This is a genomic window from Luethyella okanaganae (assembly GCF_042660285.1).
In the GTDB taxonomy this organism is placed as follows: domain Bacteria; phylum Actinomycetota; class Actinomycetes; order Actinomycetales; family Microbacteriaceae; genus Luethyella; species Luethyella okanaganae.
Genome location: NZ_JBHSTP010000003.1, coordinates 132329 through 147160 on the forward strand (window position 1 = coordinate 132329; position 14832 = coordinate 147160).

At 70.4% G+C, this 14832-nt stretch carries 14 protein-coding genes and 1 riboswitch; of the genes, 8 read left to right on the plus strand and 6 right to left on the minus strand.

Features of this window, described 5'->3' with window-relative positions; translation table 11 throughout:
• Position 1: 1 nt before the first annotated feature.
• Positions 2 to 1003: a proline racemase family protein gene (locus ACFQB0_RS12000; protein WP_386731870.1), complete on the plus strand. Its 1002-nt coding sequence runs from the start codon at positions 2 to 4 to the stop codon at positions 1001 to 1003.
• Positions 1004 to 1155: 152 nt separating this feature from the next.
• Positions 1156 to 2652, plus strand: a complete 1497-nt coding sequence (locus ACFQB0_RS12005; RefSeq protein WP_386731872.1) for an aldehyde dehydrogenase (NADP(+)) — start codon at positions 1156 to 1158, stop codon at positions 2650 to 2652.
• Positions 2653 to 3215: 563 nt separating this feature from the next.
• On the opposite strand, the gene ACFQB0_RS12010 is transcribed toward ACFQB0_RS12005, so the two are convergent.
• The 4 genes from ACFQB0_RS12010 to ACFQB0_RS12025 all read right to left on the minus strand — a co-directional run bounded on the left by ACFQB0_RS12010 (position 3216) and on the right by ACFQB0_RS12025 (position 7421).
• Positions 3216 to 3713, minus strand: coding sequence for a SprT-like domain-containing protein (locus ACFQB0_RS12010; RefSeq protein WP_386731875.1), 498 nt, complete (start codon positions 3711 to 3713; stop codon positions 3216 to 3218).
• A gap of 67 nt (positions 3714 to 3780) precedes the next feature.
• Positions 3781 to 4149, minus strand: a complete 369-nt coding sequence (locus ACFQB0_RS12015) for a hypothetical protein (RefSeq protein WP_386731878.1) — start codon at positions 4147 to 4149, stop codon at positions 3781 to 3783.
• Between the two features lie 638 nt (positions 4150 to 4787).
• Positions 4788 to 5732, minus strand: a complete 945-nt coding sequence (locus ACFQB0_RS12020; protein ID WP_386731881.1) for a hypothetical protein — start codon at positions 5730 to 5732, stop codon at positions 4788 to 4790.
• Positions 5733 to 6248: 516 nt separating this feature from the next.
• The gene (locus ACFQB0_RS12025; protein ID WP_386731883.1) at positions 6249 to 7421 is read right to left on the minus strand and encodes a PQQ-dependent sugar dehydrogenase; all 1173 of its coding nucleotides are present in this window, start codon (positions 7419 to 7421) and stop codon (positions 6249 to 6251) included.
• Between the two features lie 108 nt (positions 7422 to 7529).
• On the opposite strand from ACFQB0_RS12025, the gene ACFQB0_RS12030 reads away from it, so the two are divergent.
• The 3 genes from ACFQB0_RS12030 to ACFQB0_RS12040 are packed head-to-tail and all read left to right on the plus strand — an operon-like array spanning position 7530 to position 9822.
• Positions 7530 to 8291 (plus strand): LamB/YcsF family protein, encoded by a 762-nt coding sequence (locus ACFQB0_RS12030; RefSeq protein WP_386731885.1) that lies wholly within the window; start codon positions 7530 to 7532, stop codon positions 8289 to 8291.
• Complete coding sequence (locus ACFQB0_RS12035; RefSeq protein ID WP_386731888.1) at positions 8288 to 8956, plus strand: 5-oxoprolinase subunit B family protein; 669 nt, start codon at positions 8288 to 8290, stop codon at positions 8954 to 8956. The genes ACFQB0_RS12030 and ACFQB0_RS12035 overlap by 4 nt, the downstream gene beginning before the upstream one ends.
• Positions 8953 to 9822 carry a 5-oxoprolinase subunit C family protein gene (locus ACFQB0_RS12040; RefSeq protein ID WP_386731890.1) on the plus strand — a complete coding sequence of 290 codons (870 nt, stop codon included), beginning with the start codon at positions 8953 to 8955 and terminating at the stop codon, positions 9820 to 9822. The genes ACFQB0_RS12035 and ACFQB0_RS12040 overlap by 4 nt, the downstream gene beginning before the upstream one ends.
• Before the next feature lie 36 nt (positions 9823 to 9858).
• On the opposite strand, the gene ACFQB0_RS12045 is transcribed toward ACFQB0_RS12040, so the two are convergent.
• Both ACFQB0_RS12045 and ACFQB0_RS12050 read right to left on the minus strand, forming a co-directional pair.
• A complete protein-coding gene (locus ACFQB0_RS12045) occupies positions 9859 to 10761 on the minus strand; it encodes a spermidine synthase (protein WP_386731892.1) in 903 nt (300 codons plus the stop codon).
• 39 nt (positions 10762 to 10800) lie between these two features.
• Positions 10801 to 11580 (minus strand): spermidine synthase, encoded by a 780-nt coding sequence (locus tag ACFQB0_RS12050; RefSeq protein ID WP_386731894.1) that lies wholly within the window; start codon positions 11578 to 11580, stop codon positions 10801 to 10803.
• 89 nt (positions 11581 to 11669) lie between these two features.
• Positions 11670 to 11763, plus strand: a riboswitch (TPP riboswitch).
• On the opposite strand from ACFQB0_RS12050, the gene thiM reads away from it, so the two are divergent.
• From thiM to ACFQB0_RS12065, 3 genes are all read left to right on the plus strand, one after another.
• Entirely contained in the window at positions 11755 to 12567 is an 813-nt protein-coding gene (gene thiM / locus ACFQB0_RS12055) for a hydroxyethylthiazole kinase (RefSeq protein ID WP_386731896.1), read from the plus strand. It overlaps the preceding riboswitch by 9 nt.
• Positions 12564 to 13244: a thiamine phosphate synthase gene (gene thiE, locus ACFQB0_RS12060; RefSeq protein ID WP_386731898.1), complete on the plus strand. Its 681-nt coding sequence runs from the start codon at positions 12564 to 12566 to the stop codon at positions 13242 to 13244. The genes thiM and thiE overlap by 4 nt, the downstream gene beginning before the upstream one ends.
• The gene (locus tag ACFQB0_RS12065; protein ID WP_386731900.1) at positions 13241 to 14770 is read left to right on the plus strand and encodes a bifunctional hydroxymethylpyrimidine kinase/phosphomethylpyrimidine kinase; all 1530 of its coding nucleotides are present in this window, start codon (positions 13241 to 13243) and stop codon (positions 14768 to 14770) included. Before thiE ends, ACFQB0_RS12065 begins: the two co-directional genes overlap by 4 nt.
• Positions 14771 to 14832 lie beyond the last annotated feature (62 nt).

A 14832-nucleotide genomic window follows, 5' to 3' on the forward strand; every position in this document is an offset into this window, starting at 1 on the left:
CATGCGTTCGAAGCGACTGATCACCGCGGTCGACTCGCACACCGAGGGGATGCCGACGCGCGTCGTGACCGGCGGCGTCGGTGTCATCCCGGGCGAGACGATGAACGACAAGCGGCTGCACTTCATGGAGCACCTCGACGACATCCGCCAGCTCCTCATGAACGAGCCGCGCGGACACGCCGCGATGAGCGGTGCGATCCTGCAGCCCTCGACCAGGGCCGACTGCGACTGGGGCGTCGTCTACATCGAGGTCTCCGGATGCCTGCCGATGTGCGGGCATGGAACCATCGGTGTCGCGACCGTGCTCGTCGAGACCGGCATGGTCGAGGTCGTGGAGCCGGTGACGACCATCCGGCTGGACACCCCGGCCGGTCTCGTCATCGCGCGCGTCGACGTGAGCGACGGCCACGCCGACTCGGTCACGATCCAGAACGTTCCGAGCTACGTCGACCGGCTCGATGCGACCGTCGAGGTTCCCGGTCTCGGCGCCGTTCCCTATTCGCTGGCTTTCGGCGGCAACTTCTACGCGATGGTCGACCTCGACGCTGTCGGGCTGCCATTCGACCGCGAGCGGCAGCAGGACATCGTGCAGGCCGGGCTCGCGATCATGCGGGCGATCAACGAGACCGCGCCGCCGAGTCATCCCTCGATCGAAGGAGTCGACCACTGCCACCACGTAGAGTTCATCGCGCCGGGCTCGGATGCGACACTCTCACGGCACGCGATGGCGATCCACCCCGGCTGGTTCGACCGTTCGCCCTGCGGAACGGGGACCTCGGCGCGTATGGCAGAACTATGGGCGCGCGGCGAACTGCCGCTCGACCGTGACTTCGTGAACGAGTCGTTCATCGGCAGTCGCTTCGTCGGCCGGCTTGTCGCCGAGACCGAGGTCGACGGCCGGCCGGCCGTGATCCCCACCATCACGGGCAGGGCCTGGGTCACCGGTGTCGGGCAGTACATGCTCGACCCCGCCGACCCTTTCCCGACCGGGTTTCAGTTCTAGGCCGTGTCGATCTCGGAGCACCGCACCGGTTCCGGGCCGCGCTGCAGACTCTCGAAGCGCGGCACCGATGTCGAGCGCGCCACAGACGGTCGAGCGAGGTCACCCCGTCCCATCCCGCCTATCCCACCCCAACGCCGACCAAGGAGTTCCGCATGACCACCACGCCCCAGGATCTCGAAGCCGTCGCCGCACGTGCCGCTGCCGCCGCCGAACCCTGTGCAGCCACGACACCGGTCGCTCGCGCTCGCGCCCTCGTCGCCGTCGCAGACGCCATCGCCGACTCGTCCGACGAGCTCGTGGAAATCGCCGCGGCGGAGACAGGGCTCACCGAGGTTCGTCTGCGCGGTGAGCGGGCTCGCACGACGGTGCAACTGCGCCTGTTCGCCGACGTCGTGCTCGACGGCGGCTACCTCGATGCCCGCATCGACGTGGCCGACGACGACTTCGTGCTCGGTCGGCGCCCCGACGTGCGCCGCTATCTCGCGCCGGTCGGGCCGGTCGTCAACTTCGCGGCGAGCAACTTCCCGTTCGCGTTCTCGGTCGCCGGCGGCGACACGGCGTCGGCGCTCGCCGCGGGATGCCCCGTGATCGTGAAGGGCCACTCCGGGCATCCATTGCTCTCCCGTCGTACGGCCGAGATCGTCGCCGAGGCGCTTGCCGGAGCAGGGATGCCCGACGGGATGTTCCAGCTCGTCACCGGCCAGCAGGAGGGCATCGCGATCCTTAAGGACCCCCGCGTCATGGCCGGCTCGTTCACGGGATCGATCGCCGCCGGACGCCTGCTCGCCGACGTCGCCGCGGCTCGGCCCGAGCCGATCCCATTCTTCGGAGAGCTCGGCAGCGTCAACCCGGTGTTCGTCACGCAGGGTGCCCTCGACGAGCGCGCCGACGAGATAGCCGCCGGCTTCGTCGCGAGCGTCTCCGGGTCGGCTGGCCAGCTCTGCACGAAACCCGGGTTCGTCTTCGTGCCGTCGGGGCACGGCCTCGAGCCTGCAATCGCGGCTGCCGCGGCCTCCGTCGCCTCGCATCGACTGCTGAACCCGCGGATCGCAGCCGCCTACTCGGCACGTCGCTCCGAGATCGTGCACGCCCCAGGGGTGCGCGTCGTCGCGGAAGGGATCGTGCGCATCGACGACGACGGCCAGGGCTGGGTGACGCCGACGATCGTCGTGGTCGGGGCTGAGACGCTCGTCGCCGAGCGCGACCGGCTGCTCGACGAATGCTTCGGCCCGCTCTCGATACTCGTCGAGTACGCGGCGGGCACCGACCTTGCCGGGCTCGTGCCGATGCTCTTCCAGGGCAACCTCACGGCGACGGTGCACCGCGGGGCCGCCGAAGAGCCGGCTGTGCTGCGCGACCTCGTGCGCGTGCTCGCCGAGCATGCCGGTCGTGTGCTGTTCGACGGCTGGCCGACCGGGGTCGCGGTGACTCCGGCCATGCAGCACGGCGGCCCGTGGCCCGCGACGACGAACGATTCGAGCACCTCGGTGGGCACGGCCGCGATCGCGCGGTTCCTCCGGCCTGTCGCCTATCAGGGGGCGCCTCAGGCCCTGTTACCCGAGCCGCTCCGGGACGCGAACCCCTGGGGCGTTCCCCAGTCGATAGCCGGGGCGGGTGAGTCCATCCGTTGGGGAGCCTCGGTCTCGTAGGCCCTCTGCCATCCGAGTCGTGATGGCGGACCTTCCGAGTCGTCCGATCCCGCGACTCCGGTCGTTCGCAGGCGAGGGGTCGCCGCGTGGACGATGGCGACCCCTCACGTGCGCCCGGCGAGGCGGAAGACATCGGTGGCGACCCACGAGGTCCTGCCGGCTCATGCCGATGCTCTTGAAAACGCCGACGCTCTTGAAAACACGGGGCCGTGCGCGGTCCGGCACGATGCGCGCTCACGAGATCGGCGAGCGGCACGAGCAGCGACGCGGATTTCAGCACGCCCTCGTCCACCGGGATGATCACGTCGCCGGCCTCGCACAGGTTTGTCGCGACGTTTTCGACACGACCTGGCTGCGTGCGGGCAGGCCGGAGTCGAGTTCGCGCCTGTCCGGCTCGTGCGGCACGCGTCGGGTCCATCTCCGCGCAAGCGTTCGCGTTCGCGTGAACCGGCAGTGGTCGCCCGATAGCGTCGGCGAAAAGGGCTTCTACTGCTGGTTCGGGGCCGGGTGGGAGCATTGACGGTGCCGATGCCGCAAGGCCGGCTTGTGAACGCACTCCGGCGTCAGTCGACTGATGCCGCCGCCGCACGTCTGCGAGCGGCGGCCGTGATGTCGCGCCGCACCCACTCGATAAGGTTCGTCGCGCTGAAGCCGCGACCGCAGAGCCCGCATGAGAGCGGCCGATTCGGCTTGCGATAGCGATAGTGCACGTGACCGGCCGGGCAGCCCCCTACCCACGGGGCGAGATCGTCCGCGATCTCGCCGTCGTGCGTTCGCTTGCCCTCATAACCGAGTTCGGCCGCTATCGCCCTCCAGCGCGGTCCGTGCCCTGCGCGCGGTCCCGCCATAGCGTGCGCGACTTCGTGCAGAAGGATCTGGTGGATCTCGTCGTCCTCGTAGCGGGCGGCGAGATAGCGGGAGACGGTGATGCGCCGGTCGGTGTAATTGCAGAGACCGGCCCGCTTCTTGGCGTTGTCGAAGGCGAAGCTCCACATCTTCGCATCGAGGTGCAGCGCGATCAGGGCATTGGCCCAGTGCCGCACGCGCTCGAGATCCGCCATGGCACGAGGATAGCGCCGTCGGCCGACACGTCGGTATCCGCGGGCTCCGATCTGCGGCGCCGCTGGATCACGGGGCGGCGTGGCGTTCGTCGAGGATCGACTCGACGATGAGCACCGCGGTGAGCGAGCTCTCGAGCTGATCGGCCGACGCCCCGTGCTTCTCGCGCAGGAACACCGCCGCCTTGAAGTCTGCGAGGGCGGCGACGAGGTCGCCCTGATCGAAGTGGACCTTGCCGCGGTGCTGACGGGCGAAGGCCTCGATGCGGGTCCACTCGTGCGTCGCCGCCTCCTCGGCTATGGCCGTCATCTCGGATGCCGCCTCCGGCAGCTTTCCCTGGAATTGCAGCACCTGCGCCCGGCGCAGACGGGCGGCCGCGAGCTGTTCCCGGTCGCCCGTGAACCGGGCCTGGCGCAGTGCCTCGTTGGCGACCTCCATCGCCTCGTCGAGCCGGCCGACGAGGCGCAGCAGCGAGGTCTTCTCGGCGAGGGCGCTCAGGGAGCGCAGTTCGGCCAGTTCGGCGAGGCGCTCGCCGACAGCGCGCAGGTCGACCTTCTCGCGCAGGGTGACGGGGTCGTAGCCGATGACGATGCTCAGGGTTCGTTCCAGTCGGGATGGCGCGGCAGGGCGATTCGCGCGGGCGGTGCGGGTTCGACTCCACCGTAGCCCGGAGGGCTCGAGACATCCGGTTGCCGCGCCCGCGTCGCCGTCATCCCGCCATCCTTCCGGTCCGTTTTTCGGGTCCGTCGCGTCGTGCCTCCGCTCTCTTCTCGCTCTCTATCTCGTCTCGTGTCGTCTCTTTTCTTTTCTTTTCTTTTCTTCTTCTCTTCTTCTTCTCGTTTCCTGCTGCCTCTGGTCGCGTCCCCTTCTCCCACCTCTTCCGCCGAACCGGCAGTAGAAGCCCGATAGGTTCGCCCAAAAGGGCGTTTGCTGCCGGTTCGGCGGAGCGGGTGGGGTTCGGCGGAGCGGGTGGGGTTCGGCGGAGCGGGTGGGGTTCAGGTTGGATGGGGTGGTTTCGCTACCGGTTCGGGCATGTGTGGGTGTGGGCGGGTGCCGCGCGAGCGAAAGGTGCGGGGTCACGCGCGAGGATCCACCCAGCCGCGGCCGATGAGTCGCGAGCGCACGCGTCCGATCGTTTCTCGTGCGCGAAGGGTCACGTCGTCCGCCGAGAGACGCACGATCGTCCAGGTCTCGTCTTCGATCCGCTCGCGGCGGGTGATGTCTTTGCGGAAGCGAGCTCGCTCCCGGTGCCCGTCGCCTTCGTACTCGAGTCCGACGCGATACGCGGGGTAGGCGAGGTCGACCATGGCGACGAAGCGTCCGCTCGCGGTCAGGACGGTGACGTTGATCTCTGGTTCGGGAAGCCCGGCGCTCACGAGGAGCAGGCGGGTCAGCGTCTCCATGCGCGAGAGCGGTCCGTAGCGCGCCTGCTCGAGAGCGAGTCGCAGTGCGCGCGTGCCACGCCGTCCCTTCCGCACGTCGACGGCCGCCCGCAGCTCGTCGAGTGTGGTCGGTGGCGGTCTGCCGCTGAGAGGCTCGTCGCCCGTGATCAGAAAGTCCGCTACAGCGACGAGGTCCTCGACCCCGAGGATGCCGGCGAGTTGACACCAGGTGTCGACAGCGTTGCTCAGCCGGAAGCCGCCGCGCTCGACGACGCCCGTGATCGACGGATCCGACTCGTGACCGATGACGCCCCTCACCCTTGGGCGGGCACCGGGGGTGAGAGTGGAGACGTGGAGCCCGGTGGGTGCCGGCAGATGCGCGGGCAGTGGCATCCGGTGCATGATCGCGGCGGTCGCGTGGCTGAAGAACTGTGCCTCCGGCATGCGTGAGCGATAGGCGCGTGCGAGGTTCCACAGCGTCGGCGTTTCGTCTGCGCGCACGAGTCGCGACCCGCGAAAAGGCCTCGCGAGGTCGTGTGCCCGCAAGCGCTTCGCGCTCACGCCGGCGGCGGCCGCGGCAGCGGTCGAGAACGCGCCGCCGCGTATCAGTCTCTCGGGCAATGGTTCAGGGGTTCGCATGCGTCCATCATCGAAGATTCGCTCCGGTTGCCGCGGAATCCATCCACAGGCCCCGTGAACCGGCAGTAGTTGCCCGATAGGGCCGACGAAAAGGGCACCTGCTGCCGGTTCGGGAGAGTGGGGGAGGAATGAGGACGCGAGCGGACGCGAGCGGACGCGGTGGGCGCGGTGGGCGGAGCGGACGCGGGCGGGCGGAGGTGGCGGATGGGCGGAGGCGGCGGACCCGGACGGACGGACGGACGGGCGGAGGCGGTGGGCGCGGTGGGCGGAGCGGACGCGGGCGGGCGGAGGTGGCGGATGGGCGGACGGGCGCGGCGGGCGGAGGTGGCGGACGGGCGGAGGCGGCGGACGCGGACGGACGGACGAGCGGACGCGGTGGGCGCGGCGGGCGGAGCGGACGCGGGCGGGCGGACGGATGGGCGGATGGGCGGGCGGACGGATGGGCGGATGGGCGGATGGATGGATGGGCGGATAGGCGGATGGGACGCGGATGGGCAGGACGTGGGCGGGGAGCGGTCACGGCGCGACCGCGAGCGGCACTTGGAGCAGCCGGTCGTCGCCGTCGGAGGGGTCGCCGCGGCCGTCGGTGTTGTTGCTGAGGAACCAGAGCGTTCCATCCGGCCCCGCGGCGACATCTCGGAAACGCCCGAATCGACCGGTGAACCAGGCCACCGGCGGTTCGCCGGAATCGGCACGATACGACCAGATGCGCTCGCCGCGAAGGCTCGCCACGAACACGGTGTCGCTGACGACGGCCAGCCCGCTCGGACTCGCCTCCGCCGTCGACCACTGAGTGACCGGATCGACGTAGGCGGGGTCGCCGGCCGCGCCCTCCACGATCGGCCAGCCATAGTTGCGTCCGGCCTCGATGAGGTTGAGCTCGTCCCAAGTGCTCTGCCCGAACTCGCTCGCCCACAGCCGGCCGTGCGAGTCCCAGCCGATGCCCTGCGGGTTCCGATGCCCCAGCGTCCATACCAGCGTGCCGAAGGGATTGCCGTCCGGCACCCCGCCCGTCGGCGTCAGGCGCAGGATCTTGCCGCCGAGCGATTCCCTGTTCTGCGCGTTGTCGGGGTCGCCCGCGTCTCCGGTCGTTGCGTAGAGCATGCCGTCCGGTCCGAAGGCGATCCGTCCGCCGTCGTGGTTGCCGGCCATCGGGATGCCGCCGAGCACGAGCTCCGGTGCTCCGAGGCCGAGCTCTCCGGGGGCGCCGAGGAGCGGCATCCGCACAATGCGGTTGTCGGAGTCGCTTGTGAAATAGGCGTAGATCCATTCGCCCGACGCCGCGTCGCCCAGGTGGGCGAGCCCGAGCAGTCCGCCCTCCCCGCCATGCGCAACGCCAGCGACCTCGGCGGCGACGCGCGTGCCGCCGTCGAGAAGCTCGAGGATGTCACCGGTGTCACGTTCGCTGATGAGAGTCGCCCCGTTCGGGAGCCGCAGGATCGACCAGGGTGCGTCGAGGTTCGTGGCGATCGTGTTCACATCGCCGGCCGGCTGTACGGGCGGCAGCACCGCCGTCGCCGTCATGGGAGCGGTCGCGATCGGTCGCGGCTCAGGGGCGACCGTCGACGTCGGGCCCGGCGCGGGCCGCGGGGTGCAGGCGGCGAGAGACGCGGCGGCGGCGAACACGGCGCCGCCTGCGAGCAGCCCGGTCGGGATGCGCCATCTTCTCATCGCTGTGGTGAGTCCCATGATCGCTCCCGTCGTCACCGATCTGGCTCCAGTCTGCGTCAGCGCGTCATCCCTGGCTAGCGCATACGGGGGTTGGAACCTTGCCCATCGCCTCGGCAGAATGGATGGATGACGCGCTCGATCGATCTCAACAGCGATCTCGGCGAGTCGTTCGGGCGGTGGAGTCTGGGCGACGACGCCGCGATGTTCGCGTTGGTCACGAGCGCCAGTATCGCCTGCGGCTTCCACGCCGGCACTCCGTCGATCATGCTCGCCAGCTGCCGCATGGCGGCCAAGCGAGGCGTGGCGATCGGCGCCCACGTCTCCTACCCCGACCTCGCCGGTTTCGGACGCCGCACCATGGACATCGACCCAGACGAGCTGTATGCCGACGTGCTCCATCAGCTCGCGGCGCTCGACGGGATCGCCAGGGTCGCTGGCAGCGCGGTGCGCTACGTGAAGCCGCATGGCGCGCTCTACAACCGCATCGCCGTCGACGGCGAGCAGGCCGAGGCCGTGGTGCGGGCCGTGCGCGACTACGACGAAAGCCTCCCGATCCTGGGTCTGGCCGGCTCGGTCGTCGCCGGGGTGGCCGCCGGTCACGGACTCGCGTTCCGGCGGGAGGCGTTCGTAGACCGGGCCTACTCCGCCGACGGCACGCTCGCGCCGCGCGGCACACCGGGGGCCGTGTTGACGGATGCCGTGGAGGCCGCGGTGCGTGCCGTCGCGATGGTCACGGGCGGCACAGTGCGGGCCGTCGACGGCAGCGAGATCGCCCTCGAGTTCGACTCGTTGTGCGTGCACGGTGACACTCCTGGCGCGCTCGCGATGGCACACGACGTGCGCGAGGCCCTTGCCACCGCCGGCGTGACGTTCCTGGCGTTCGCATGACGGCGAGGGTACTGCCGAGCGGAGACCGCGCGATCCTCGTCGAGTGCGGCTCCCTCGACGAGGTGCTCGCGCTCGGCGACCGCTTGCGGGACTCCTGGCGTGATGGGATCGTCGACGTCGTCCCTGCGGCGCGCACGGTTCTCGTGTCGGTCGATCCGGCCCGGCTTCCGCTCGACACCGCCCGGTCCTGGCTAGCCGGTCTGGCAATGGACGGCGCCGGTGGCACGGCCGGAGCGCGCGCGCCCGTGCCCGTCGCGCCGGCCGTGGCGCGTGCGACCCCGGCTCCGACCGTCACCATCGAGGTGCGCTACGACGGGGAAGACCTCGACGAGGTGGCCGGCCTGCTCGGCTCGAGCCCGGCAGAGGTCGTGGCCCTGCACACCGGCTCCGTCTGGCGGGTCGCCTTCTGCGGCTTCGCGCCCGGCTTCGCCTACCTCGTGACCGACCACGACAACCTCGTCGTACCGAGACGCGGTGTCCCGCGCACCCGGGTCCCCGCCGGGGCGGTAGGACTGGCCGGGGTGTTCAGCGGGGTCTATCCTCGGGAGTCGCCCGGCGGATGGCAGCTCATCGGCCGGACCGACGCGGTGCTGTGGGATGCGGCATCCGACCGCCCGGCGCTGCTGGCGCCCGGCACCGTCGTGCGTTTCCGGAGCATCGGATGAGCGCGCTGCATGTGCTCGAGGCCGGCCCGCTCACCCTCGTGCAGGATCTCGGTCGCCCCGGCCACGCGGCGATCGGGGTGAGCCCGTCTGGGGCGCTCGATCGTGCCTCGCTGCGCCTGGCCAACCGGCTCGTCGGCAACGCCGAAGGAGCGGCGGCGTTCGAGATCGCCGTCGGTGGATTCGCGGCGCGCTTCGACGGTGTCGCCTGGGTCGCCGTCACGGGCGCGTGGGGGAGCGTCGAGGTCGACGGGCGGTCGTTGGCTCCGGATGTCGCGACGCCCGTCGCCGCGGGGTCGGAGCTGCGCTTCGGCGTGGCACGTCGCGGTCTCCGCTACTATCTCGCCGTGCGCGGCGGACTCGAGGTGCCCACGGTTCTCGGGTCTCGTTCCCGCGACACCCTGTCGGGTCTCGGGCCTGACCCTGCCGCCGTTGGTGACGTGTTCGCCATCGGGAGTGCACCGACCGGCGGCATCCCCCTCGTCGACGCGATGACGATCGGGCCGCCCGACGACGGCGTCGCGACGATCGGACTCACCCCTGGGCCGCGGGCGGATTGGGTCTCGACCGCGACACTCGAACGGCTTTTCGACCAGCCGTGGACGATCTCGACGCAGTCGAACAGGGTCGGCGCACGCCTCGACGGCCGACCGCTCGAACGACTCGATCGCGGCGAGTTGCCGAGCGAGGGCATGGTGGCCGGCTCCGTGCAGCTGTCGCCGTCCGGCCTGCCGACGGTGTTGCTTGCCGACCACCCGGTCACGGGTGGGTATCCGGTGATCGCCGTCGTCGCGGATGCATCGCTCGACGTCTTCGGTCAGCTGAGGCCGGGGCAGCAGCTGCGCTTCCGGCACGCCCGCCCGCTCTGACCGACGACCGCTCGCCTCCCGCTAGGCAGGCCGCGCTCAGCCGCCCGGTTTCGCCAGGAACACCGAACGCGCGGGAGGCGGAGACGGAACTGCCGTCGCATCCGTCACGATACGGGCGCCTGCGACGAAGTTGTCGAGTTCGCGCCCGTTCACGAGCTTTGCCTGCGCCGGATCGGCCGCGAGCAATCGCGGCAACCGCTCGAACGGCAACTCGCCGATTCCTGCGAACATGACGACGTTGCCGAAGCGTCTTGCCTTGAGCATCTGGGTGTCGGTCGCAATGGCAACGTGCGGGAACACGCTGCGTAGCGTCGCGGCCTGGCCGCGCGCGAAGGCGAGGCCCGCGCCATCCGCCACGTTGACGGCGAGGATTCCCCGCGGAGAGAGCAGGGGAAGGGCGAGCCGGTAGAACTCCTGGCTCGTCACATGGGCCGGCGTGCGCGCACCGGAGAAGATGTCGACGACGAGCACGTCGACGGCGCCGTGCAGTCCCGGCGGGAGCGTGCCGAGCACCTCGCGGGCGTCTCCGTGACGGACGCGGATCTGCGCCCCCCGTGGCAGGGGGAGGTGGTCGCGCACGAACTCGACGAGGTCGCTCTCGAGCTCGACGACCTGCTGCCGCGACCCGGGTCGCTTCGCGGCGATGTAGCGTGGCAGCGTGAGCGCTCCGGCGCCGAGGTGCACGGCTGTCACAGCCTCACCATCGGGGGCGACGAGGTCGATCGCATGCCCGATCCGCCGCACGTACTCGAAGTTCAGCACGCCGGGATCGTTCACCTCGACGTTGGACTGCGGGGTGCCGTCGACCATGAGGGTCCAGGATCCCTGGTTCTGTCGCGACTCCTCGAGCCGGGCGCGGAAGCCGCTGGCGGCGAGGGTCCGCTCTGGCGGCCGCTCGTCGTCGCGCGCGGTGGCGCCCCTCTTTCGCGGTCTCGACACCTCGTGCTCCTCCGGTCGTCGGCTGATGCGGTCCACAGGCTACCCGAACTGGTCGAGCACGGCGGCGAGCTCGGCGCCGGAGAGGGTCTCGCTCGGATGCGGGCCGAGTGCGCCCAGTCGGGGCAGCCAGTCGACGAACGTCGTGGCGGAGGAACCGAGAAGCACGACGTTCCCCGCCTCCTCGCCGGCGAGCACGCGGGGAGTGCCGAGAGCGGCGAGCTGCGGGATCGCGACCCCGAGCGCCCTGCCCTGCGCGCGGGTCCGCTCAAGCGATGGGCCGTCCGCCACGTTGACGGCGACCACCCCCTCGGGGGCGAGCAGTCCGACGAGTTCGCGGAGGAAGCCGGGGTCTGCGATGTAGGGCGGCGGGACGAGCCCGTCGTAGACGTCCACGACCACGAGCTGAGCGGTCCCGGCCGTCCGTACGGTTCCGGTGGTTCCGGTGGCGAGTCTGCGCACGGCTGCCATGGCGTCGTCGAAGATGAAGCGAATGTCGGCGCCAGCCGGCAGCGGCATCCGCCCGAGCACCCGCTCGGTGAGCTCCCGGTCGAGCTCGACGACGGTCTGCACCGATCCGGGCCTGGTCGCCGCGATGTAGCGCGGAAGGGTGAGTCCGCCGCCGCCCAGGTGCAGCGCCGTGATCGGCCGCCCCACCTCGGCCAGGAGGTCGATCACGTGACCGATGCGACGAACGTACTCGAACGCCAGGTGCCGTGGATCGGCGGGGTTCACATGCGACTGCGGGATGCCGGCGGATGTCACCGTGAATCCACCGGGCGTGAACGGATCGGGTTCGATCATCGTCCCCTCGTCGCCCATCCCTCGACATTAGTCGTGCCGAGACCGCGCCGGATGAGGCCGTTCCCCGTCCGGTGATTCATCGCATCCGTGACGAGCGGCTAGTCTGGACGAGTGACACGGGGTGCCTCCCATGAGGCTGAGATCACACCCGTAGAACCTGATCTAGTTCGTGCTAGCGAAGGGATGTCGCGGATGAGTATTCGCACGCCGCAGCACCATGTCTCCACGTCCGCCGCGCTGCTCGATGAACTGCGCTCGCTCACACCGCTCGTGCAATCGATCACGAACGTCGTCGTGACGAATTTCACCGCCAACGTCCTCCTCGCGATCGGAGCGGCGCCCGCCATGGTGGACATCCCCACCGAGGCCGGTCCCTTCGCCCGCGTGGCTTCCGGTGTGCTCGTGAACCTTGGCACGCCACACGCCGAGCCGCGCGAGGCCATGGTCGAGGCGGCGACGGCGGCCGGTCAGGCCGGAACGCCCTGGGTGCTCGACCCGGTCGCAATCGGTTCATTGCCGGTGCGCACGGCCCTCGCTCGTGAGCTGCTGAACCTCCGGCCCGACATCGTGCGCGGGAACGCCTCTGAGGTGATCGCCCTCGCAGGGCTCGGAGGAGGCGGTCGGGGCGTGGATGCGACGGACGACCCCGAGAGCGCACTCGAGGCGGCGACTCGCATCGCCCGCGACTACGGCTCCATCGTCGCCGTCTCAGGGGCGACGGATGTCATCACCGACGGCGATTCGGTCGTGCGGGTGAGCAACGGACATCTATGGCTCACGGCCGTCACGGGCGGCGGATGCGCGCTCGGCGCTGTCATGGCCGGGTTCGCGTCGCTCGACGACGACAGGCTCGCGACGACCGTCGCCGCAACCGCCGTCTACACAGTCGCGGCGGAACTCGCCGCCTCGGACGCCAACGGTCCCGGCAGTTTCGTGCCGGCGTTCCTCGACTCCCTGCACCTCGTCGACGCCACGACGCTCCGCGCCCGGGCGGTGATCGCATGACGGCGACGACCCGGCCGCGCCGCGCGAGACTCGACCTCAGCGTCTACCTCGTCACAGACGCCGCGCTCTGCGGTCGCCGTGGCGTGCTCGAGGTGGTCCGCGGCGCTGTCGCCGGAGGGGCGACCGTCGTGCAGCTGCGCGACAAGGCGGCCAGTGCGCGCGAGCTCTTCGATCTGACCGTCGCAGCCCATGAGGTGGTCGCGGGACGAGCGACGCTCGTCGTCGACGATCGTGTCGACGTCTATCTCGCGGCGCGGGCCGCCGGAGCGGCGGTCGACGGCGTGCACATCGGGCAGGGCGATCTGCCTGTGACGCAGACCAGGGCGCTGATCGGCCCGCATGCCGTGCTCGGACTCACCGCGAACACCACCGGCCAGTTGCAACTCGTCGACTGTCTTCCCCCTGGGACGGTCGACTACCTCGGCGTCGGGGTGATCCGTCCCACCGCGACCAAACCCGACCATCCGGCGCCGCTCGGCGTCGACGGATTCGCCCGCCTCACAGCGCAGACCGGCTTGCCCTGCGTGGCGATCGGCGGTGTCGGCGCGGGCGACGCGGCGGCGCTCCGGATGGCCGGCGCCGCCGGTATCGCCGTCGTCTCGGCGATCTGTGCCGCGGACGACCCTGAAGCGGCGAGCCGTGAGCTTCGCGAGGCATGGACGGCGGCCGGAGCATGAGCCGGGCTCCCGACGTCGACGGCCCGCGCATCCCGCGCGTTCTGAGCATCGCGGGGACCGATCCGAGCGGCGGGGCCGGCATTCAGGCCGATCTCAAGAGCATCGCCGCGAACGGCGGCTACGGCATGGCTGTGGTCTCGGCGCTCGTAGCCCAGAACACCCGCGGGGTGCGGAGCGTGCACACGCCGCCGGTCGGCTTCCTGCGCGAACAGCTCGAGGCCGTGAGCGACGACATCGCGATCGACGCGGTGAAGATCGGCATGCTCGGCAGCGTCTCCGTCGTCGAGGCGGTGCGGTCCTGGCTGGTCTCGAATCCCGTCGACCGCGTCGTGCTCGACCCGGTGATGATCGCGACGAGCGGCGACCGCCTGCTCGACGCCGACGCCGAAGATGCGGTGCGTGCACTGCTGCCGCTCGTCGATCTGGTGACCCCGAACCTGGCGGAGCTCGCCGTGCTCTCGGGCGAAGCCGTTGCCGAGATCTGGGAGGATGCACTCGCGCAGGCGCTCCGGGTCTCGGCTGCCGGGCGGGTGACGGTCCTCGTGAAGGGCGGGCATCTCTCAGGGAGCAGCTCTCCGGACGCCCTGGTCGACGCGACCGGGTCGCTCCGCGATGGGCGCACGGTCGTCGAGGTGGCCGGGGAGCGGGTGGACACCAGGAACACGCACGGCACCGGATGCTCGCTCTCGAGCGCCATGGCCACCCTCGGTGTGCGATTCGGCGCCTGGGAACCGGCGCTCCTGCACGCGAAACAGTGGCTCACCGAGAGCCTCCTGCACTCCGACGAACTCCACGTCGGCTCCGGCAACGGGCCGATCAACCATTTCGCGACCCTTTGGGCGACAGCGACAGCGCACGACACACGCACCGTGACCGATTCCTGGTGGAAGGACATCGCCGCGGTGAGGTGCCGGATCGACGAGCTACCGCTCGTGCGGGGGTTGGCCGATGGCACCCTGGACGGGGCCGTCTTCGGCGACTACCTCGCACAGGACGCGCTCTACCTGCGGGATTACTCCCGGGTGCTCGCGGCGGCGAGTCAGCGTGCGCCGAGCGCCGAGGAGCAGGTGTTCTGGGCGGACTGCGCGAGCGGCGCGATCACCGCCGAGATGGAGCTGCATCGCACGTGGCTCGCCGAGCACCGTCGGGCGGATGACGTTCCGCGCGCAGAGACCCCTCCGTCTCGCGCGACGAGCGCCTACGTCAATCATCTGCTCGCGCTCGTCGCGCGCGGCGACTACGGCGTGCTCGTCGCCGGGCTGCTCCCCTGCTTCTGGATCTATCATGACCTGGGAGCACGGCTGCTGAAGCACTCGCACACCGGGCATCCGTATGCCGCCTGGCTGGACACCTACTCCGATCCCGCGTTCGCCGAGGTGAACAGGCGTGCCATCGAGATCGTCGGGGCCGTCGGCGCTCGGGCATCGCACGATCTGCGTGAACGGATGCGGCGTGCTTTCGTCCTCTCCGCGGAGCACGAGGAGGCGTTCTTCGCCGACCCCTTCGACAGGCTCTCAAGGGCCTGATCGAGGTTCCGGGGCATCCGGCGCCTGGTTATACCGGAGATATCGAAAGAGGTCAAGGAATG